The 20,816-nt window shown below is 37.5% G+C and carries 24 protein-coding genes; 16 read left to right on the top strand and 8 right to left on the bottom strand.

Translation table 11 applies throughout. From position 1 onward, the window contains the following. Positions 1 to 145: 145 nt before the first annotated feature. Positions 146 to 838: a Crp/Fnr family transcriptional regulator gene (locus QUF99_RS24560; RefSeq protein WP_289373589.1), complete on the bottom strand. Its 693-nt coding sequence runs from the start codon at positions 836 to 838 to the stop codon at positions 146 to 148. Between the two features lie 131 nt (positions 839 to 969). Then, entirely contained in the window at positions 970 to 1,641 is a 672-nt protein-coding gene (locus QUF99_RS24555; protein WP_289373587.1) for an NAD(P)H-dependent oxidoreductase, read from the bottom strand. A gap of 140 nt (positions 1,642 to 1,781) precedes the next feature. Between QUF99_RS24555 and QUF99_RS24550 the strand changes: the two genes are divergently transcribed. The 3 genes from QUF99_RS24550 to QUF99_RS24540 all read left to right on the top strand — a co-directional run bounded on the left by QUF99_RS24550 (position 1,782) and on the right by QUF99_RS24540 (position 4,723). Continuing rightward, positions 1,782 to 2,117: a winged helix-turn-helix transcriptional regulator gene (locus tag QUF99_RS24550; RefSeq protein ID WP_289373586.1), complete on the top strand. Its 336-nt coding sequence runs from the start codon at positions 1,782 to 1,784 to the stop codon at positions 2,115 to 2,117. Positions 2,118 to 2,678: 561 nt separating this feature from the next. After that, positions 2,679 to 3,692: a GTP 3',8-cyclase MoaA gene (gene moaA, locus QUF99_RS24545; RefSeq protein ID WP_289373584.1), complete on the top strand. Its 1,014-nt coding sequence runs from the start codon at positions 2,679 to 2,681 to the stop codon at positions 3,690 to 3,692. A gap of 17 nt (positions 3,693 to 3,709) precedes the next feature. Next, positions 3,710 to 4,723, top strand: coding sequence for a molybdopterin-synthase adenylyltransferase MoeB (locus tag QUF99_RS24540; protein ID WP_289373582.1), 1,014 nt, complete (start codon positions 3,710 to 3,712; stop codon positions 4,721 to 4,723). 41 nt (positions 4,724 to 4,764) lie between these two features. Here QUF99_RS24540 and moaC read toward each other — a convergent pair whose 3' ends face one another. After that, on the bottom strand, positions 4,765 to 5,256 hold the full coding sequence (gene moaC, locus QUF99_RS24535) for a cyclic pyranopterin monophosphate synthase MoaC (protein WP_286122331.1): 492 nt from the start codon (positions 5,254 to 5,256) through the stop codon (positions 4,765 to 4,767). Positions 5,257 to 5,352: 96 nt separating this feature from the next. Between moaC and QUF99_RS24530 the strand changes: the two genes are divergently transcribed. The 5 genes from QUF99_RS24530 to QUF99_RS24510 all read left to right on the top strand — a co-directional run bounded on the left by QUF99_RS24530 (position 5,353) and on the right by QUF99_RS24510 (position 9,085). Then, positions 5,353 to 6,642, top strand: a complete 1,290-nt coding sequence (locus QUF99_RS24530) for a molybdopterin molybdotransferase MoeA (protein ID WP_289373580.1) — start codon at positions 5,353 to 5,355, stop codon at positions 6,640 to 6,642. Continuing rightward, positions 6,606 to 7,127 carry a molybdopterin-guanine dinucleotide biosynthesis protein B gene (gene mobB, locus QUF99_RS24525; protein WP_289373578.1) on the top strand — a complete coding sequence of 174 codons (522 nt, stop codon included), beginning with the start codon at positions 6,606 to 6,608 and terminating at the stop codon, positions 7,125 to 7,127. The genes QUF99_RS24530 and mobB overlap by 37 nt, the downstream gene beginning before the upstream one ends. Beyond that, positions 7,124 to 7,594, top strand: coding sequence for a molybdenum cofactor biosynthesis protein MoaE (locus QUF99_RS24520; RefSeq protein WP_286122328.1), 471 nt, complete (start codon positions 7,124 to 7,126; stop codon positions 7,592 to 7,594). Before mobB ends, QUF99_RS24520 begins: the two co-directional genes overlap by 4 nt. Further along, the gene (gene moaD / locus QUF99_RS24515; protein ID WP_289373576.1) at positions 7,591 to 7,824 is read left to right on the top strand and encodes a molybdopterin converting factor subunit 1; all 234 of its coding nucleotides are present in this window, start codon (positions 7,591 to 7,593) and stop codon (positions 7,822 to 7,824) included. Before QUF99_RS24520 ends, moaD begins: the two co-directional genes overlap by 4 nt. A 91-nt stretch (positions 7,825 to 7,915) precedes the next feature. Further along, the gene (locus QUF99_RS24510) at positions 7,916 to 9,085 is read left to right on the top strand and encodes a nitrate/nitrite transporter (protein ID WP_289373574.1); all 1,170 of its coding nucleotides are present in this window, start codon (positions 7,916 to 7,918) and stop codon (positions 9,083 to 9,085) included. A gap of 196 nt (positions 9,086 to 9,281) precedes the next feature. Here the strand turns inward: QUF99_RS24510 and QUF99_RS24505 are convergent, their stop codons facing one another. Next, positions 9,282 to 9,776, bottom strand: coding sequence for a CarD family transcriptional regulator (locus QUF99_RS24505; protein WP_289373573.1), 495 nt, complete (start codon positions 9,774 to 9,776; stop codon positions 9,282 to 9,284). A gap of 332 nt (positions 9,777 to 10,108) precedes the next feature. Here QUF99_RS24505 and QUF99_RS24500 point away from each other — a divergent pair, with 332 nt between their 5' ends. Together QUF99_RS24500 and QUF99_RS24495 are read left to right on the top strand one after the other, a co-directional pair. Continuing rightward, positions 10,109 to 10,345 carry a DUF2553 family protein gene (locus QUF99_RS24500; RefSeq protein WP_289373572.1) on the top strand — a complete coding sequence of 79 codons (237 nt, stop codon included), beginning with the start codon at positions 10,109 to 10,111 and terminating at the stop codon, positions 10,343 to 10,345. A gap of 1 nt (position 10,346) precedes the next feature. Beyond that, positions 10,347 to 10,529, top strand: a complete 183-nt coding sequence (locus QUF99_RS24495) for a sporulation protein Cse60 (RefSeq protein WP_289373570.1) — start codon at positions 10,347 to 10,349, stop codon at positions 10,527 to 10,529. A 34-nt stretch (positions 10,530 to 10,563) separates the two neighbouring features. Here the strand turns inward: QUF99_RS24495 and QUF99_RS24490 are convergent, their stop codons facing one another. Further along, positions 10,564 to 10,785, bottom strand: coding sequence for a DUF3973 domain-containing protein (locus tag QUF99_RS24490; RefSeq protein ID WP_289373569.1), 222 nt, complete (start codon positions 10,783 to 10,785; stop codon positions 10,564 to 10,566). Positions 10,786 to 11,385: 600 nt separating this feature from the next. Between QUF99_RS24490 and QUF99_RS24485 the strand changes: the two genes are divergently transcribed. Beyond that, positions 11,386 to 11,820, top strand: coding sequence for an SRPBCC family protein (locus QUF99_RS24485; protein WP_289373568.1), 435 nt, complete (start codon positions 11,386 to 11,388; stop codon positions 11,818 to 11,820). Then, positions 11,821 to 12,144 (top strand): ArsR/SmtB family transcription factor, encoded by a 324-nt coding sequence (locus QUF99_RS24480; protein WP_289373566.1) that lies wholly within the window; start codon positions 11,821 to 11,823, stop codon positions 12,142 to 12,144. Positions 12,145 to 12,257: 113 nt separating this feature from the next. Here the strand turns inward: QUF99_RS24480 and QUF99_RS24475 are convergent, their stop codons facing one another. Together QUF99_RS24475 and QUF99_RS24470 are read right to left on the bottom strand one after the other, a co-directional pair. Then, positions 12,258 to 13,703: an MDR family MFS transporter gene (locus QUF99_RS24475; RefSeq protein WP_289373564.1), complete on the bottom strand. Its 1,446-nt coding sequence runs from the start codon at positions 13,701 to 13,703 to the stop codon at positions 12,258 to 12,260. A gap of 269 nt (positions 13,704 to 13,972) precedes the next feature. Next, entirely contained in the window at positions 13,973 to 15,244 is a 1,272-nt protein-coding gene (locus tag QUF99_RS24470; RefSeq protein WP_289373561.1) for a BaiN/RdsA family NAD(P)/FAD-dependent oxidoreductase, read from the bottom strand. Between the two features lie 154 nt (positions 15,245 to 15,398). Between QUF99_RS24470 and QUF99_RS24465 the strand changes: the two genes are divergently transcribed. Then, positions 15,399 to 17,054, top strand: coding sequence for a putative polysaccharide biosynthesis protein (locus QUF99_RS24465; RefSeq protein WP_289373560.1), 1,656 nt, complete (start codon positions 15,399 to 15,401; stop codon positions 17,052 to 17,054). Between the two features lie 42 nt (positions 17,055 to 17,096). Then, entirely contained in the window at positions 17,097 to 17,831 is a 735-nt protein-coding gene (locus QUF99_RS24460; RefSeq protein WP_289373558.1) for a pseudouridine synthase, read from the top strand. A gap of 64 nt (positions 17,832 to 17,895) precedes the next feature. Here QUF99_RS24460 and QUF99_RS24455 read toward each other — a convergent pair whose 3' ends face one another. Beyond that, a complete protein-coding gene (locus tag QUF99_RS24455; protein WP_000805512.1) occupies positions 17,896 to 18,117 on the bottom strand; it encodes a DeoR family transcriptional regulator in 222 nt (73 codons plus the stop codon). Between the two features lie 357 nt (positions 18,118 to 18,474). On the opposite strand from QUF99_RS24455, the gene pepV reads away from it, so the two are divergent. Together pepV and thpR are read left to right on the top strand one after the other, a co-directional pair. Next, positions 18,475 to 19,881 (top strand): dipeptidase PepV, encoded by a 1,407-nt coding sequence (pepV, locus tag QUF99_RS24450; protein ID WP_289373556.1) that lies wholly within the window; start codon positions 18,475 to 18,477, stop codon positions 19,879 to 19,881. Positions 19,882 to 20,233: 352 nt separating this feature from the next. Continuing rightward, complete coding sequence (thpR, locus tag QUF99_RS24445) at positions 20,234 to 20,788, top strand: RNA 2',3'-cyclic phosphodiesterase (RefSeq protein WP_289373555.1); 555 nt, start codon at positions 20,234 to 20,236, stop codon at positions 20,786 to 20,788. The last annotated feature ends 28 nt before the right edge of the window (positions 20,789 to 20,816 follow it).

Raw genomic sequence — 20,816 nt, 5'->3', positions numbered from 1 at the left:
ATCTATCACAGTTCAACAGATTGTCAAAAATCAGATCAGTATCAAAAGATTTCCAAAAAGTTGTGATTTTTTACACATCACAGAAGGATTTTTTTATGTAGAGTAAAGGAGACAGAAAAAAAGAGTAACATCTCAAATAGAGAGGCTACTCAATACTACAAACAGAGGTAGGACAATCTTCACAAGCAATTTCACATTTTAAGAATTTTAAATCATGAATGGTAATTTTTCCTTTATAAATAGAAATGGTACCTTGTTTTTTTAAATCATTTAACATTCGATTTACGCTTTCACGTGAGGTTGCGCAAAAGTTCGCAAGCTCTTGATTTGTTAAGGGTAAATCGATGAGAATCCCATTTTCTTTTAAAACACCATAACTATTTGTCATACGGATAAGGGTAGAATACAGCGCGCCTTTTTTGCCATGTAACACTAAATCACGGAATTTTGTTTGCATTCTTCTGAGATGTTCGCTAATCCATTTCATAAATTCAAATACAAGAGTGGGCTTTTGGAGCAATGCCTTTTCTAAGGCATCCCGTTTAATGACTCCCACCTCAACGTCTTCAAGGCACTTCGAATTTAATAAATACTTTGCATTCTCCGTAAACAATGTTAATTCCCCGATAATATCATGCTGTGAACAAATGCGAAGTGTTAATTCTTGCCCGTCAGCACTAATTTTACTAATCTGCACTTTTCCAGAGTGAACGATATAGAGTTCGTTCGCTTCCATACCTTCTTGGAAAATATAACTTCCTTTATTCATCTGCATTTTATATTCAACAGATGCAAGTAATTCTTTTAAATCTTTCGATAATGCCGTATGGTTTGTCACAGCAAGCACCTTTCTTCTTAAAGCAGTCTATCCCCTATTGTGGATGTAATTATGGTAAAAATGCAAGAAATATTTTCAATATAGTATAAGCGATAAGCTGATTTTTATCTGTGAGCAAGCGCATTTTTAGATTATTTGATCCATTCAACAACCTGATCCATTGTTTGACGAGTTTTTTCACGCTGTGGTTCTTCTGTACGATAACCGAAAGCAACTAAACAAGAGACTCCAAATGTATCTTCTGAAATAATCCCTTCTTCTTTTAAAACCGTTGCTACTTTTTCTTTATTGAATCCTTCAATTGGACAAGAATCAATGCCAATCTGAGCAGCTGCAGTCATCATATTACCGAGAGCGATGTATGTTTGCTTAGAAGCCCAATCAAACATTGCGCGATCACTTTCTAATAAGTGAAAATCGGATTCTTGAAATGTCTTATAAACACCACTTTTCATTGTGATGACTTCCTCAGGAAGGTGTTGAACATGTTTCATGAAGTTTGAAATATAGGAAGAGTTATAGCGCATCTCTTCTTGTTTGCGAGCTAATATAACAACAAAATGGCTCGCTGTTGGTAATTGTTTTTGAGCACCCCAGGATACAGGGAGAAGTTTTTCGCGAAGCTCTTGATTTTGAATCACAACAAACTTCCAAGGTTCGAAACCAAATGAACTTGGAGAAAGGCGACCAGTTTCTAAAATAAAATGAAAATTTTCATCAGAGATTTTTTTATTTACATCAAATTCTTTACACGCATGTCTAAAGTGATAAGCTTTTAAAATTTCTTCTTTTGTATGTTCCATTTAGATAACCACCCTTTGATAATTTACTTTTTTTTAGTAAGTTGATTACAAAATAGATTCTACAATAGTACAATGAATGATGTAAGTACGCACATTTTTAGCATATAGTATCAATTTGTATACTAATGGAGAGTGAAGAAATGGAAAATAAAGATATATATCGTTGTTCGGTAGAATTAACGTTAGATGTAATCGGTGGGAAATGGAAAGGAGTTATTTTATTTCATTTAATTAATGGGGAAATTCGCTTTAATCAATTTTTACGATTGATGCCTGGTATTACTCAAAGGATGTTAACAAGACAATTAAGAGAATTGGAGGCTGATGGCGTTATCCACCGTGAAGTATATAAAGAAGTACCGCCGAAGGTTGAGTATTCATTAACGGAATTTGGAAAGTCGTTAATTCCAATTATTGTAATGATACGTGATTGGGGAGATCAGTATCGCGCACAAATACAAATGGATACAGAATAGATATTTCCTCATCTTTCATAATAAGTTGAAAAATTTCATATAATATAAACTTCTGTCTTGGGATTGTGAGGTCTCAAGGTTTCTATATAAATACAAATTAAAAAACCGACATAAAACCCTTCTTTTTAGGTGGGAGAGAGCATCCGGCCATGCATAGAAGCGGTCAGATCCTTTTCTTGCCCAGACATAGTGAAAACAAAGAGAGAAAACGAGTGCAGGTCACCTTTTGTTATCCACAGCCGCGGCTTATATGTCAAAAAATCAAAATGGATTTATATATTTAAAAAAATGAGTGTAAGGAAAAGATATATAAGAAGTTTCAATTTGTAAAAGGTAATTCGCATAGAAATGTGAACAAAATTCGAACGGATTTGTGAAGATTTTTTGAATGGAGAATGCAATGTGAGAAATGTCACAACGTATATCGCTCTTCTTTTTTATGATGAAGGCACATAAAAAAAGGAAAATCAATAAAGAACTTGAGCAGAAACATCGCAGTTTAAAAATATATTATAATAGAATGAAGATAGATATGAATTTAGCAGAAAAGGAGGGGTGACGATGCGCGAGAAGATTAGAGATTCCTTACAACGTCCACTTCAAGATTTACGCATCTCTGTCATTGATCGTTGTAACTTTCGGTGCACATATTGTATGCCAGCTGAAGTGTTCGGGCCTGAGTATGCATTTTTACAAGAGGAATTTTTGCTTACATTCGATGAAATTGAACGATTAGCAAAATTGTTTGTTAGCATGGGCGTAAAGAAAATTAGGCTTACGGGCGGTGAACCATTACTGCGTAAAGACTTAACGCAGCTCATTGAACGGCTTGTGAAGATTGAGGGTTTAACGGATATTGGGCTGACGACAAACGGTATTCACTTAACAAAGCAAGCGAAGGCGTTAAAAGAAGCAGGATTACAACGAGTGAATGTTAGTTTAGATGCGATAGAAGATGATGTATTTCGCAAAATTAATGGCCGGAATATTAGTACAAAACCTGTGCTAAAAGGGATTGCGGCAGCAAAAGCGGCAGGACTTGAAGTAAAGGTAAATATGGTTGTGAAAAAGGGAATGAATGATAGTCAAATTCTTCCGATGGCCGCTTATTTCAAAGAACAGGAAATTTCGCTTCGCTTTATCGAGTTTATGGATGTCGGTAGTACGAACGGATGGAATTTTGAACAGGTGATTACGAAACAAGAATTGATTGAGAAAATCGGCCGAGTATACCCAATTGAACCTGCTGAACCCCATTATTTTGGAGAGGTTGCCAAGCGTTACCGTTATGTTGGAAGTGATGTAGAAGTCGGATTTATCACTTCAGTTTCTGAGTCTTTCTGTTCTTCTTGTACGAGAGCACGGCTTTCGGCAGACGGTAAGTTTTATACATGTTTGTTTGCAACGAAAGGAACAGATTTACGGACTCTTCTTCGAGAAGATATTTCTGATTCCGATTTATTAAAGATAGTGCAAGATGTATGGAGATACCGAAAAGATCGGTATTCAGATGAACGAACGGAAGAAACTGCAAAAAATCGTCCAAAAATTGAAATGTCTTATATCGGAGGATAAAGAAAGGGGGATGAAGCGTGCAGGAGCGTTACTCAAGGCAAATATTATTTTCTGGGGTTGGTGAAGACGGGCAACGAAAGATAAGAGAGAAGCATGTACTTATTATCGGTGCTGGTGCACTCGGAGCGGCAAATGCAGAAGCGATTGTCAGAGCAGGAATTGGAAAACTGACGATTGCTGACCGCGATTATGTCGAGTGGAGCAACTTACAGCGACAGCAGTTATATACAGAAGAAGATGCAAAGCAGTATAAGCCGAAAGCAGTTGCAGCGGCCGAGCATTTAGGGAAGATTAATTCTGAAGTAGAAATCGTACCAGTCGTAACAGACGTTACAGTGCAAGAAATGGAAAAGTTAATCAAGAGTGTGGATTTAATACTAGATGCGACCGACAATTTTGATACACGCCTTCTTATAAATGATATTTCACAAAAATACAATATTCCTTGGATATACGGAGGATGCGTTGGAAGCTACGGGGTCACATATACAATTCTTCCAGGAAAAACACCATGTTTTCGTTGTTTGATGGAACATCCAACGAGCGGAGCAACATGTGATACGGCCGGAATTATACAACCAGCTGTACAAATGGTCGTTGCGCATCAAGTGACAGAAGCTTTGAAAATATTAGTAGAAGATTTTCAGTCACTGCGGGGAACGATGTTATCATTCGACCTTTGGAATAATCAACATATGGCGTTTAAAGTAAACAGACAGAAAAAGGATACATGCCCATCTTGCGGAAAGCTGCGTACGTATCCAAGTTTAACGTTTGAATCGCAGACGAAAACAGAGGTACTATGTGGCCGAAATACGGTTCAAATCCGCCCAGGGATACCGCAACTTTTTAATTTAGAAGAAATTAAAAAGCGCTTACAAAAAAGTGTGGATGTAAAAACGACACCGTATTTATTGTCGTTTCCGATTGACGAATATCGTTTTGTTCTATTTACAGATGGTAGGGCATTTATTCATGGGACAAATGATATGCAAGTTGCCAAGCGATTATATGCCCGTTATATAGGATGAACCTAAAGGAATGTCCTTTAGGTTCGGGGAGAAGGGACGAGTTAGGAAAGTGAATTTCTTACGTAATCTCCACTTTTTCCACCTGTTTTTTCAAGCAGGTATGTCTCGCCAATAACCATGCCTTTATCAACGGCCTTACACATGTCATACACAGTAAGAGCTGTTGCAGAAGCGGCCGTTAAAGCTTCCATCTCAACACCGGTGCTACCTTCAGTTTTTACTTTTACTTCAATTCGTAAACGGTGTTGCTCTTCAGTAATTTCCCAATTGAAGGAGACATCTACTCCTTTTAAAAGTAAGGGATGACACATTGGGATAATATCAGCAGTGCGTTTCGCGGCCATAATACCCGCAATTTGTGCGACTGCTAATACATCGCCCTTTCCAATTTCATTATGAGAGATTTTATTGTAAATTTCTTTCGTAACAAGGATGCTAGAGCATGCAATTGCTGTTCGCACTGTAACTTTTTTATCGCTAATATCGACCATTTTGGCACGACCTTGGTCATTAAAATGAGTGAATGAAGACATGGAATTCCTCCTTGAAGTAATTGCTAGTATGATTAGCATTGTACAATATAAAGTGTAACCAAGATGTGATATTTTGCAAATATGGGGTGAAAAAGAATGCTAGAAAAACGATTTCCAATTCCTGTTGCTGAAGCAGTCGCGCGTGTGATGAAATATGCGCAGCAAGGTAAAACAGAAAAGGTTTCTATTATCGAAAGCTATGGAAGAATTCTTGGGGAAGATGTTGTAGCAGATCACGATGTCCCGCATTTCGATCGCTCTCCATATGATGGATTTGCGATTCGGGCGGAAGATACAAAAGAGGCGAGTGGCGATCACCCAATTGAATTTGAGGTAATAGGTGAGATTGGAGCTGGCGCTGTTTTTACAGACGAAGTGAAGGCCTTTCAAGCTGTTCGGATTATGACAGGAGCAGCCATTCCAGAAGACTGTGATGCAGTTGTGATGTTAGAACTCACGGAAGGGTTTGAAAGAAGCGGAAAAACATACATGAAGCTAAAGCGCACCTTCGCAAATGGTGATAATGTTTCATTCAAAGGTGAAGATGTAAAACAAAATCATGTACTTGTAGAAAAAGGTACGGCAATTAATCCAGGTGTAGCCGCACTTTTGGCAACGTTTGGCTATAGCTCAGTAAAGGTTATCAAACAGCCGATTGTTGGGATTGTCACAACGGGAAGTGAGCTGTTAGATGTACATGAACCGCTTGAACCAGGAAAGATTAGAAATAGCAATTCATATATGATTGCAGCTCAAATTGCTAGAGCTGGCGGAAAAGTACGGTATTATGGACAACTTGCTGATAATTTAGAAGCTTGCTATGAGGCTGTGAAAGCAGCGACTGATGAAGTAGACATTCTTATTACAACCGGCGGTGTTTCGGTAGGTGATTATGATTACTTGCCTGCTATTTACGAAAAGTTAAATGCCAATGTTCTTTTTAATAAAATAGCGATGCGACCAGGTAGTGTAACAACGGTAGCTGAAGTAAATGGAAAACTGTTATTCGGCTTATCTGGTAACCCATCTGCCTGCTATGTTGGATTTGAGTTATTCGTTCATCCGATTATTCAAACGTTCCTTCATGTGAAAAAACCACATGCATATCGCGCAGACGCTATCTTACAGAAAGACTTTTCAAAAGCAAATCCATTTACACGGTTTGTAAGAGGAAAAGTAGAAATCATCAATGGTCAGTTGCAAGCGATGCCAGTTGGTTTAGATAAATCAAGCGCGGTTTCTTCTCTTGCAGATGCGACGGCTTTTATTGTATTGCCAGGAGGAACCAGGGGGTTTGAGGCAGGAATGCCAGTTTCGGTATTGTTACTAGAATCGAGCCAAGGAAGTGAGTGGCCGTGGGCAGAACCGCTCCAATCTTACAAATAGTAGGTTATCAAAATAGCGGGAAAACGACGCTTATGGAGAAGCTGATTCAAGCTTTGACATATGAAGGAATGAAAGTGGCCACAATTAAGCATCACGGACATGGTGGCTATCCGGAAGTACCGAAAAAAGATAGTGAACGCCACTTACAGGCGGGGGCTGTCGTGAGTAGCGTAGAAGGAGCGGGATTATTATCACTATCTGCTCTTCATGATAAGTGGTCCTTACAAGAAATCATTCGTTTATATACATTTTTCGAAGTAGACATGATTTTGATTGAAGGGTACAAAAAAGAAACGTATCCAAAGATAGTGTTGCTTCGAACAGATGAAGATCTTGCTTTGCTAGATAAAGTAGAGAATGTGATGGCAGTCATTACATGGAATGGAATTACACAAAGGCTACAAAAAACATATAAAACATTTCATATAAAAGAGGAAGAATTATATATGGAATGGTTCGTCCAAATGGTAAGGGGTGCAAAATGACACAAACGCATTATGAAGTAATAGATACACCTATTTCGATTGAAGAGGTAACAAATAAAGTGATTCGTCGTGAATGCGGTGCTGTGACAACTTTTATTGGCACTGTGAGAGAATTTACGAAAGGGCGTCGTACATTATATTTAGAGTACGCAGCTTATCATACAATGGCAGAAAAAATGCTTGCGAAAATTGGTGCTGAGGTGAAAGAGAAATGGCCTGGGACACATGTTGCGATTACACATCGCATCGGTACATTGCAAATTTCTGATATTGCCGTTGTTGTTGCTGTATCAACACCGCACCGAAAAGCAGCCTATGAAGCAAATGAATACATCATGGAACGCATTAAACAAATTGTTCCGATTTGGAAAAAGGAGTTTTGGGAAGATGGCGATTCATGGATTGGTGATCAATTAGAAAAAACACCGTATCCAAACGGAGAACCGGGAAAGGAGATGAGGAAATGATTCAAGTATTATTATTTGCGCATTTGCAAGAAGAAGCGGGAACAAATGAGCTAAAAATAGATTGTGAAAATATTACCGTTGCAGAATTAAAAGATATCCTTACAAAGGAACATCATATAGCAGTTTCAGGGGAGATTATGGTTGCTGTAAATGAAGAATATGCAAATGAAGATGACAAAATACAAGCTGGTGATGTTGTAGCATTGATTCCACCAGTGAGCGGTGGTTGATTTTTTCCTGTCTAATCATGCTCTATCATGATTAGACAGGAGGGAAACAATATACATTGTGAAATATTGAACAAAATAGGAGGCGGAAAGGATGAGAAGTCCGAATTTTCAGTTAGGTTTACAAACTTCTAATCTTGTTATTGGTTTTATGGTATGGGTGATTTTATCTTCGTTAATGCCGTTTATTAAAGTAGACATTGCGTTAACGGTAGGACAAATTTCCCTTGTTACAGCAGTACCTGTTATTTTAGGATCGGTACTTCGGATCCCAATTGGTTATTGGACTAATCGTTACGGAGCAAGAAAATTATTTTTTATAAGCTTTATTATTTTATTATTCCCTGTCTTTTATATTAGTACTGCGAGTACTATGATGGATTTAATTATTGGTGGTTTATTTGTAGGAGTTGGCGGAGCTGTATTTTCTGTTGGTGTAACGTCCTTGCCGAAATATTATCCGAAAGAGCGTCACGGTTTTGTGAATGGGATTTATGGTGTGGGTAACGCTGGAACAGCAATTACCTCTTTCTTAGCACCTGTGATTGCAACTTCATTTGGTTGGAGAACAACTGTACAGTGCTATTTAATTTTACTTGCTGTGTTTGCACTTATGAACTTTTTATTAGGTGATCGCAAGGAGAAAAAAGTGAATACACCATTAATGGAACAAATAAAGGGTGTATACAAAAATGAAAAGCTTTGGTTCTTATGTATTTTCTACTTTTTAACATTTGGATCGTTTGTTGCATTTACAGTATATCTACCAAACTTTTTAGTATCTCACTTTGGATTAGAAAAAGTAGATGCAGGCATGCGGACAGCTGGATTCATCTTATTAGCAACAGTAATGCGTCCGATTGGTGGATGGCTCGGCGATAAATTTAATGCTTTTAAAATATTAATGCTTGTATTTATTGGTTTAACGTTATCAGGTATCATTTTATCGTTTATGCCAAGTATGAACGTATATACATTTGGTTGTTTACTTGTCGCGTTTTGTGCGGGAATCGGGAATGGAACAATCTTTAAACTTGTGCCGATGTACTTTTCTGAGCAAGCGGGAATCGTGAATGGACTTGTCTCAGCTTTAGGAGGATTAGGTGGTTTCTTCCCACCATTAATTTTAACCCTATTATTCCAATTAACAGGTCATTATGCGATTGGATTTATGGCGTTATCAGAAGTCGCACTTGCTTGTTTAATTATTACAGTGTGGATGTATAGTCAAGAAAAGTTGTTAATGATGTTGAATCGTAAATAATAGAAAATAGAATAAGCGATTGTCACTCATCGGTATGGATGATTCGTTTAGAGAAAATAGAAAAAGATGTCTGTATGATCACTGATACAGGCATCTTTTTCTATTTAGAAGCTTTATATGCAAAAAAAAATAGCTTTCAGCTATTTTTAGTTTACATATAAAGCTTCTATCTATTTGAAAAATAGGAAACGTTTTTTTAATGATTCATCGTATCATATAACAAATCAGTTGCTTGATTTTCAGAGACGTCTTGTACGAGTGCAACTTCACTAATTAAAATTTTTCGTGCATTATCTAGCATTTGTTTCTCACTCGCATTTAGCGCTCTCTCTTTATTTCGATGTATTAAATCACGAACCACTTCAGCGCCTTCTTGTATTTTGCCCTTTTTCATTTTTTCCATGTTTATCGTATATCTTTGCTTCCAGGAGAGTGAGTGGTCTGGTTCTCCATTGTGAACGACACATAATACATTTTCTAATGTATCTTTGTCGACAATACAACGTATGCCTGAACTTTCGACTTTATCCATAGGAATCATCACTTGCATATCACTAATGAGCATGTTGATAACACAATACTGACGTGTTTTTCCTAACACTTCTTTATCCTCGATCGCTTCAATTACACCTGCCCCATGCATGGGATAAACAATTTTATCACCAATTTGAAACAAATCATCCACCTCCATATGTGGTAACCTTCTCAAGTATAACATACGAATCTGAAAATATCAAATTTATTATATTATCATGAATTTGATATTGATGTCAAATATTTTTTGTGATCATTTTGCATATTTTTTATTTGTTATGTTGGGTGGTAAAAATGTCATCTAAAAACGTGGCGAAGATGAAGAAAAAGAAGGTTTTATTTTGTCAAGAAGTGCAAATGTCAAAAGAATGAGGAGAGGGATGCATATAGGAAAAAAGACAAAGAGTCATGATGGGTTTTTATTCATAAAATATAAAATCGCTAATAAAATAAATCTAAATCCGTTCTTTTTCGAAAGGAGGGTTGAAGGTGGGACGCACAATTAAAATTGATATTACGAATAAGGTAGTTGCAAAATTTAAAACGGATTATTTGGAATTATATTCTAGTACATTTATGATTGGTAAGTTTTATGTCTATACTAAAGATAAGCAATATGTGTTAGAAGAAGGATACTTATATGAAGATGGTAAGTTTTATCGCATCATAGATACGCACCGTGGTAGGAATCCGGCAGTAGAGGGCTGCGATCTAGGATGGTGTTAATATGATTCGCGTAAAAATGTTTGATGAAAGCCACGAAAAAGATTTGGAAGATGCAGTGAATACATTTTTGAAGAAAATGAATGACGAACAAGTAGTAGATATTAAATATCAAGTGGCTGTATCCATTAATGATGATGAAAATCAAATTTATTGTTTTTCGGCGATGGTTGTATATAAAACATAAAAAAGAGCTGGGGAGCCAGCTCTTTTTTATGTTTTTAAGGGGAAGTTATATGGATTGGCAAGTCGTTCATAATCGTTTGTGGATATTCTGTTTTAGTTAGCGAATCATCTTGACTTTCTTGTGTTATTTCAGTATTACACATTCCTAAATGGTACATTTCTCCTAAAAATGGATCGATATAAAAGCCGTTTTTAAAGATTTTATCCCTAGTATTTTTTTCATTATGAATTTCAGAGCAGTTGATGCAATAGTACATGTTAGCCATCTCCTTCATTTATCCCGCATAAGCAGGTAGTAATTTCCTCCAAAGAGGGGGGGAATACAAAAATGTTTATATGGGTTGTAGAGTATACCTCTTCTGTTATTTACACATATCTCGCCCATGCAAGTATGTTTTTGTCGCGAGGGAAGGCAGCGAGGTTACAAACTAATGCTAAGAGCAAAATATGGCCTACTATTTCTCAGTATGAATGAAGAGATTTCGTACGAAGAGAATTTTTTTATTGAACTGCTTTTGTGAGTATATTATGAGGAAATGTTGAGCAGGGTGTTTGTCCTGTTGAAAAATGTTGAGAATTTCTCAACAATCATTGAGAAGTATATGAAGAAGTTGTATGAATGAAAACATGAGTTAGAGGAAGACTGCTATTGATTCAAAAAAAGTGGTGGAACGAACAGATCATGTATTTGAAAAAGAGATGTAATGCAGTGAAATCATTATTGGGCTTCGTATGGAACAAAATGACTCATTTCTTTTCATATAGACATATCTTGACGTGAAACTAAAAGGTGTTATATTATAAAAAAATAAAACCAAAAGGTGTTATATTTTAAGTGAAAATGAAGGAGAGCTATTATGGAAACAAATCATCAAAATACATTACAAGACATTAAGCAAACGGTTATTCTTGAAGCGTCTATTCAAAAAGTATGGAGTGCGGTATCTACTTCGGAAGGCATTGCGTCTTGGTTTATGCCAAATGATTTTGAGCCAAAGGTAGGACATGAATTTCATGTGCAATCACCTTTTGGACCATCTCCATGTAAGGTGTTAGAAATTGATGAACCTCATCGTTTATCTTTTTCCTGGGATACAGATGGTTGGGTGATTTCATTTGTTCTAAAAGAATTAGGCGATAAGACGGAGTTCACTCTTATTCATGGCGGATGGAAACAACCTGATGCAATTCTTCCGAAAGCGAACGAGAAAAGCTCTGTGATTCGCGATAGAATGGGCAATGGCTGGGTAGCAATTGTAAATGAAAAACTGAAAAAGGTTGTTGAAGGATAAGTGTCCTCATCAGCAGCAAAATATGATGTTTTTCAAGCCATTGCTGATCCAACACGCCGAGAAGTACTCCGGTTATTGATTGAAAAAGAATTACCGATTTCTAAAATAACAGCTCATTTTCCGATGAGTCGTACAGCCGTTGCGAAGCACCTTCACATTCTTTCAGAAGCGAAATTAGTAAGTGGAAAAAAGGTAGGAAGAGAAAAGTTGTATCGGTTACAACCTGAACCGTTAGCAGAATTAAAACAGTGGCTTTCGTTTTACGAGCAATTTTGGAATAATAAGTTGTCGATGCTTAAACATGTGGTTGAAAATGAAGAGTAGGTGTTGGTGTATATTGTCGAAGAGTCGATATGTTGTGTCGAAACACCGATATATATATGATTTCCGCCGATACATAAAAAGAGGATGATCGTTACAAACGATCATCCTCTTTTTTATTGTCCGGTAGCTTCCGTTTTATTTGTAGCTGGTTTTAACATGAGCCATCCGATGAATAATGTAAGCAGTGCTAATACGAATGTTGACATATAAATAACATGCACGCTCGAAGCTAATGCTTCTTGTGATTCTGTTACTACGTTCGTTGCAGTCCCATGACCTCCAGAAGATACGAGATCAAGGTTTTTGATGCCTCGTGCATGAATCATCGTATTAAAGATTGTTCCAAAGACAGCTGCACCTAGTGTTTGGCTAAATGTATTAATAAATGTGTTTAAACCGACTGCTGTTCCGCGTGTATGAGCTGGGACAGCTGCTTGAATCGTTACCATGTAAATTGGTGTAATGAGCCCCATTCCTAAACCGAAGAGCCCTACTGCAACATAAATAAGAAATGCTGGTGAATGAGTCGATAATGTAAACAATAAGAAGGTAGCAATTGATAAGATGCTGGCTCCCAGTAAAATAATTTGCTTTGTTTGTAACTTACCAACTAAATTACCAGAAAGAATAGCACCGACTGTCCACATAACGGGAATCGGCATAAGAATAAGGCCAGCTTCTGTAGCGTTTTTTCCTAATACACCTTGGCTCCAAATTGGAAGATACATTGTAATACTAATGATCATCGCACCAGCAATAAGTGTTAATATGTTTACAGTGGATAACGTACGATTAGAGAAAAGTGTTAACGGAATTAATGGTTCCGGAGACTTTTTCTCGATGAATAAGAAAACGATAAATGAAACAACCGCAAATAATAATAGTCCAATAATCGTTATGTCTCCCCAGTTTTGCTTACTGCTTCCCGTTAAGAGTGCATATAGTAAAGCAATTGTGCTAAGTGAGAAGATAAGAGCACCAGGATAATCGATATGGTGCTTTGCTGGTTTAATCGATTCTTTGTAGGAAATTACAATCATGGCGCAAGCAAGAATTCCAAATGGAACGTTTAAGAAGAAGATGTAGCGCCAAGAAAGGGAATCAACTAAAAATCCACCTACTAACGGTCCAACAACACCTGAAACGCCCCAAACAGCACTCATCCAGCCTTGTGCTTTTGCACGGTCTTTCGCCTCGCTATATAAATCACCAATAATCGTCATTGTAATTGGCATAACGGCACCGGCACCTATACCTTGCAGAGCGCGGAAGAGAATTAATTGCTCCATAGACGTCACGACTCCGCACAGCGCAGAACCGATTAAAAAGATAGCTGCACCAATTAGCAGCATTTTTTTACGTCCGAATAAATCGGCTAGCTTTCCATAGATTGGAGTCGAGACAGCTGTTGCTAGCATATAGATCGCATATACCCAGCTAACAAGTTCAACGCCAGATAAATCACTCGTTATACGAGGGATAGCTGTACTAACAATCGTTCCTTCAACAGCAGAAAGGAACGTCATTAACATTAAAGATATCATGATTTTTTTTCTCATATAATTTCCCCTTTGCCCCGCGTTAACGGGCAATAATCCCCCCACCTCAAGGTTCAGAGAGAAACGAGGAAGATAGGTGAGGGACAGCTGCCCGTAAAAGCCCGATTCGTTTAACTAACCATCAATGGGGGATGAAGAAACTCCCCCACTGATGGAAGTTTCACTTTATCCCTTTTCGAATATTCAACATTATAAAATATAAAGGTACTAAGCTATATAAAGCAACAAAAAAGAAACAAGAGTGGAAAGAATCCACCCATGTTTCTTTTTTAGTACTGTATTTTCGCGTTTTGCCCTGCAGTTGTTCCGGCGATTCGACCAGTGACAAGAGCAGAAGTAATATTATATCCACCTGTATATCCGTGAATATCTAGAATTTCTCCGCAGAAGTATAATCCATTCATTAGTTTGGAAGACATTTCTTTCGGATGAATTTCTTTTACAGAGACACCACCACCTGTAACGAATGCTTTTTCAAGCGGCTGTGTTCCGTTTACTGTTAACGTAAATTCCTTGAAGTCTTTGACAAGTGCGCGGATTTTCTCATGAGAAGTTTGTCCGGCCTGCCCACTACCGTCGATTTCATTTTTCTCTAATAGGAACAAGAAATAACGTTCAGGAACGTAGCCTTTTAAAACATTTTTGATTCCTTTTTTCGGTTCTTCTTTAATTTGTCTCATCATGCGCTGGAAGAGCTGTTCACTATTTTCGTCTGGCAGTGCATCGATGCTCATTTGCACAGTATTTGTTTTAAACTTTTTCATCGTTTTAATAACAAACTGGCTACAGCGAAGAGCGGCAGGTCCAGAAATACCGAAATGGGTAAAAAGCATATCCATCGTATGTGATTCAACAACTTTTCCCTTTGGGTTTAATACGCTTAGTGTTACATCACGTAAAGCCAATCCTTGTAGTGTACGTTCACGGATAAATGGTTCATTAGAAGTGATGGGTACTTCAGTTGGAAAAAGCTCTGTAATGGTATGCCCAGCTTTTTCAGCCCAAGCGTATCCGTCTCCAGTGGAACCTGTGTGAGGTACGGATTTTCCGCCAACAGCGATAACCACATGTTTTGTTTCAAGAACCTCACCAGTTTGCAGCACAACAGCTTTCGTTTGCCCATTTTCGTATTCTACTGTTTGAACAGGTGTATTGGTACGCATCGTAACGCCTAGTTCCTTCATTCTTGTTAATAAAGCGTCAACAACAGATTGTGCTTTATTTGATACTGGGAACATACGACCATGATCTTCTTCTTTTAGCTGTACACCAAGCTTCTCGAAGAATTGAATAATATCTTCATTATTAAAGATAGAAAAAGCACTGTATAAAAAGCGTCCGTTTCCTGGTATATGTTTGACAATTTCATCAAGTGGTAAACGATTCGTAACGTTACAGCGTCCACCACCAGAAATAGCAAGTTTACGTCCAAGTTTATTCCCTTTATCAAGAAGCAAGACGCGTGCGCCTTCTTCAGCAGCACCGATAGCGGCCATTAATCCTGAAGGACCGCCGCCGATGACAATAACATCATAATGCATAGTATATCAACCTCATTTTCTTCATTCACTGCCTAAAAGAATAGCATGTTTTCATTGAAAAGAAAAATAAGGTGAAGTACTGTTTCTATGAGAAATTGTGGTACAATACAAAAGTTAGAGTTCAGCGTTTTTTATATGTAGGAGGATACATTATATGTCCGATTCAAAATTTCTACGCGGAACGCTTATTGTGACACTAGGAACATTTTTAGTAAAGTTCTTAGGCATGATTTACGTCTTTCCGTTTCATGCATTAGTTGGCACAGAAGGCGGAACGCTATATACGTATGGGTATATTCCATACACCATCTTTTTAAGTATCGCAACGGCCGGGGTACCGCTTGCCGTTTCCAAGTTTGTTTCGAAATATAATGCACTTGGAGATTATAAAACGAGCCGGAGAATGTTCCGTTCGGGAATGATCATGATGATTATAACTGGAATACTTTCTTTCCTAGTGCTCTATATGACTGCACCATTATTTGCAGAGGCAATGCTTGGTAAAAAAAGTTTACACAATAGTATAGAAGACGTTACGATGATTATTCGTCTCGTTAGTTTTGCACTTATTGTTGTACCGGCAGCAAGTTTAATTCGTGGTTATTTCCAAGGTCACCAATCAATGGGACCAACGACCGTTTCGCAAATCATTGAACAAATTATTCGTATTGTCTTTTTATTAGCGGGTAGTTTTATCGTGATTAAAGTTATAGGCGGATCGGTAGCGGCAGCTGTTGGGGTTGCGACGTTTGCAGCTTTCATTTCAGCAGTTGGTGCACTCGGTGTACTAATTTGGTATTGGATGAAACGCAAAAATCATTTAGATCAATATTTGATTGAACAAACCGCACCAGAATCGACAGTAAGTACAGTTCAATTATTTAAAGAATTATTTGCTTATGCGATTCCGTATGTTGTGGTTGGTTTAACGATTCCTCTGTATCAACAAATTGATACACTGACGTTTAACTCGATTATGCAAGCGATTGGACAAGGTGACATTGCAGAGCGAGCTCTTGGTATTTTTACAATGTGGACCCATAAATTAATTATGATTCCAGTTTCACTTGCGACAGCATTTAGTTTAACGCTTGTCCCAGCTATTACAAAATCATTTACAGAGAGACAATTTCGATATTTGAAACTACAGATTACGCAAACATTCCAGGCAAATATGTTTCTAACATTACCCGCAGTTGTCGGCATTTCTACACTGGCTTATCCAATCTATACAGCTTTTTACGAAGCTGATCCGTTAGGTGGACAAATACTCATGTGGTATGCGCCAGTTGCTTTGTTATTTGCTTTATTTACAGTAACAGCGGCAATCTTGCAAGGCATTAACCAACAAAAACATGCAATCATTGCTCTTGGTATGGGAGTTATTTTAAAGTTTCTAGGTAATGTTGTTTTGATTCGTTATTTTGGACCAATTGGGGCGGTCGTGGCAACAGGTGTTGGATTCTTAGCTTCCATTTGGTATACGAATAAACAAATTCGAAAATACGCACACTACTCATTTGGTGTTGTATATAAGAGAACATTCCAAATTGCAGTATTGACAGTTACAATGGTTATTGCTGTTAAACTATCAGGGTGGATGCTTTCTTTCATACTTCCATATGAGACAAGCCGCTTTGCAGCTCTTGTTACCGTTGCAGTTTGTGCAATATTTGGTGCTGGTGTATATGGATATTTAGCACTTCGTACAGGTGTACTTGAAAGAGTATTTGGCGGAGAGTTTTTAGAAAAGATTCAGCGCAAACTTGGCGGTAAACTAAAATTGAAAATAAAAGCGAAAGGGGCGTAATAACGTCCCCTTTTTCTATGATAAATAAAGAAGGTGAATGAAGTGAGATTAGATAAATTATTAGCAAACATGGGATATGGTAGTAGAAAAGAAGTAAAGAAATTATTAAAAGATGGTGTTGTGAAAATAGACGGGACATCGGTGAAAGACGCGAAATTTCATGTGAATGTAGAAGAACAAGAAGTTACAATTCACGGTGAGACTATTGAGTATAAAGAATTTGTCTACTTAATGATGCATAAACCTCAAGGTGTAATCTCAGCAACAGAAGATGAGAATCATGAAACAGTTGTTGATTTATTAGAATTGGAAGATGCTATTTTTGATCCGTTTCCAGTAGGAAGACTTGATATTGATACAGAAGGTTTTCTTTTATTAACAAATGACGGGAAGCTAGCACATCAATTGTTAGCTCCGAAAAAACACGTACCGAAAAAGTATTATGCAGAAATAGCTGGGAAAGTAACGGAAGAAGATGTAGAGGCATTTGAAAGAGGAGTTATTTTAGATGATGGCTATGAAACAAAGCCAGGATATCTTACGATTTTAAAAAGCGATGACGTCTCTGAAATTGAACTTGTAATTACAGAAGGAAAGTTCCATCAAGTGAAGCGTATGTTTGAAGCTGTTGGAAAAAAAGTTGTCTATTTAAAGAGAACAGAGATGGGACCTTTAGTGTTAGATGAAGAATTAGAACTTGGTGAATATCGTGAATTGACAGATGAAGAAGTGGAAATGCTGAAAGAGTTCCGTATTGAGACCGATTCCAAAGAATAAAAAGAACCCCTTTCTTAATTGTTAGAAAGGGGTATGTATTATATTTTGGATACAATTATTTACATTACGAAGTCATTCTCACTTTCTTTCCTGTTGTTGTCCACTTACCGCGGCAAGGGCTATACACGAGCTCATTAAACTGCAACACATTCAGATCACGTTGTATCGTTCGTGGTGTGATCCCGAACTCATCTACAAGGTCTTTCGTCGTTACCGTACCATTTTCGTTAATGTACATATAAATTGATTTAATGCGTGTTAGCATACGAGTAGTTGTAGGTTTCAAGAGAAAACCGCTCCTCTACTAGTTTTTTTGACCCATTCAGGAAAGAAGGTCTTTACTTACATTGTACTCCATCTGACAAAATTCATGCTCTAACTTACTTAAATTTTACAAAAGTTTAACAAATAATGAAATCTGAAAATATTGGTAGCTGATATTCTATGTCTCTCGTATCAACTACCACATAAATTTCTACGTAAAACGTCAAATTCCTGCAAAATTTTTTAGAAAAATAAAAGAAAAACTAATGAAAATTATCTGAAATATTAAAATCATTCGTTATCTAATACACTCGTATTGGCATAAGAGATTTTCGTTTGCTATGATGAGAGAGAGAATAGAGAAGAAGGTGAAAGGGTTATGTCAGCAATTAACTGGACACAAGAAGTTGAAAAGAGAAAAGATGCAATGATTCATGATGCACAGCAATTTTTACAAATTAAAAGTGTATGGGAAGAAGAAACAGCAAAAGAGGGTGCACCGTTTGGAGATGGTGTAGCCAAAGCATTATCTTTCATGTTACATAAAGGGGAAACAGATGGGTTTATTTCCAAAAATTTAGAAGGCTATGCAGGCCATCTTGAAATGGGACAAGGAGAAGAACTAATCGGTATTCTTTGTCATGTTGATGTTGTGCCAGAAGGAGACGGTTGGACAACGCCTGCTTATAGCGCGGATATTCGTGATGGAAAGATTTTTGCACGTGGTACAATTGATGATAAAGGGCCGACAATGGCGGCTTATTATGCAATGAAAATTGTAAAAGAACTAGAATTACCACTTTCTAAACGTGTTCGCATGATTTTAGGAACGGATGAAGAAAGTAATTGGAAGTGTGTAGATCATTATTTTAAACATGAAGAAATGCCAACGATGGGATTTGCACCAGATGCAGATTTTCCAATTATTAATGCTGAAAAAGGGATTTCTGATATACAAGTTGTGCAAAATCATACGGAAACAACAGGTGGAGAATATGAATTAGTTTCATTCTCTTCTGGTCGTCGTTTAAACATGGTTCCAGACTTTGCGGAAGCAGTTCTTGCAGGAGAGAACGTGGCAAAAGCTAAAGCTGCGTATGAACAATACTTACAGAAAGCTGGGAAAACAGGCGCGGCAAATGTAGAAGGAAATACTGTTACATTGCAAGCAGAAGGAATTTCAGCACACGGTTCTACGCCTGAAAAAGGAGAAAATGCTGGTTTATTGCTAGCCAACTTTTTAAAAAAGATTGCTCTTGATGGAAAAGGTGCATCATTTGCTGCATTTGCAGCTGAAACATTTACGGATGATACACTTGGAGAAAAAGCAGGCATTGCTTATGAAGATGAGATTAGCGGGCCGCTAACAGTTAATGTAGGTCGTCTCTCTTATACGAAAGAAGAAGGCGGTAAACTAGGTTTAAATGTACGCTATCCGGTAACAACAAATTTTGAAGAGACAATGCAAAAACTAAGAGACTATGTTAGCACAAAAGATTTCCAAGTAGCTGATTTTTCTAATTCGCGCCCCCATCATGTTGATAAAGAGCATGTGTTAATTCGCACATTACAGCGTGTATACGAGGAGCAAACGGGAGAGAAAGCGGAACTATTAGCGATTGGTGGTGGTACATATGCTCGTTCATTACAAGCAGGTGTAGCATTTGGTCCGTTGTTCCCTGGAAAAGAAGAACTTGCTCATCAAAAAGATGAATATATTGAAATTGAAGATTTATTAAAAGCAACAGCGATTTATGCAGAAGCAATTTATGAACTAGCAAAATAAGGTGAAACTTCCATCTGCGGGGCTACATCCCCCCCACGGCTAGTTTCGTTTGTAACGATACATGACCGCTCTCTATTTAGGGAGCGGATTCTTTTTACTTTTTTCTTGTTTACTAATTTGCCAATGTAGTTCTATATTACTGCATTTCATCCCGTATTAACGAGCGATAATATCCCCACCTCAAAGTTCTACAAGAAAAGAGGTTAGCTCGGGGATAAATTGCCCGAAAAAGCCGGATTCGTACGGGCTAATGATCAGTGGGGGATGAAGAAAACCCCCACCGCTCAAAGTTTCAATTTATATGAATGAGATAAAGAAGGAAAGCAACAATAACAGAAAGGAGAAGATGGAAATGGTGAAACATTATTTTGTGGCGGTTACTTTACCACAACATATAAAAGAGATCCTTGGGAGCTTTAAAGAGGAAATGAAAGGTGAGTTACCCTTTCGCTCATGGGTACATCAAGAGGATTATCATATGACACTTGCTTTTTTAGGGAGTGCAAGTGCGGATCAGCTTGCAGGAGTAGAAAGGGGCTTACAACAACTCATATCTACGGAAACATTTCCCCTTACATTGCAAGGGTTTTCTACATTTGGGGTTGCGGAGCATCCGCGTGTGTTTTGGGCAGGTGTTAAAGAAAATTCAGCTTTATTTCAACTACAAAAGCAAGTACATACGATGTGTGAGAGAAACGGTTTTACCCTAGAAATACGTCCGTATCATCCGCATATTACTGTTGCTCGTAAGTGGATTGGAGAAAATCAATTTGATCTTAAGCGTTTGAAACAAATAGATACGGCTTTATTTCAAGTTGATACTGTTACACTGTATGAATCGCAGGTTAATCAAACCCCAAAATATAAGCCGATTTATGAAATAAAGTTACATACATGTAAAGCTTAAAAACGTTTCTTACAATTGTGAATATACT

This window comes from Bacillus sp. DX4.1 (assembly GCF_030348195.1).
Lineage (GTDB): Bacteria > Bacillota > Bacilli > Bacillales > Bacillaceae_G > Bacillus_A.
The sequence above is the reverse complement of the archived record's forward strand: the minus strand, read 5'-3'. Positions and strand labels throughout refer to the sequence as shown.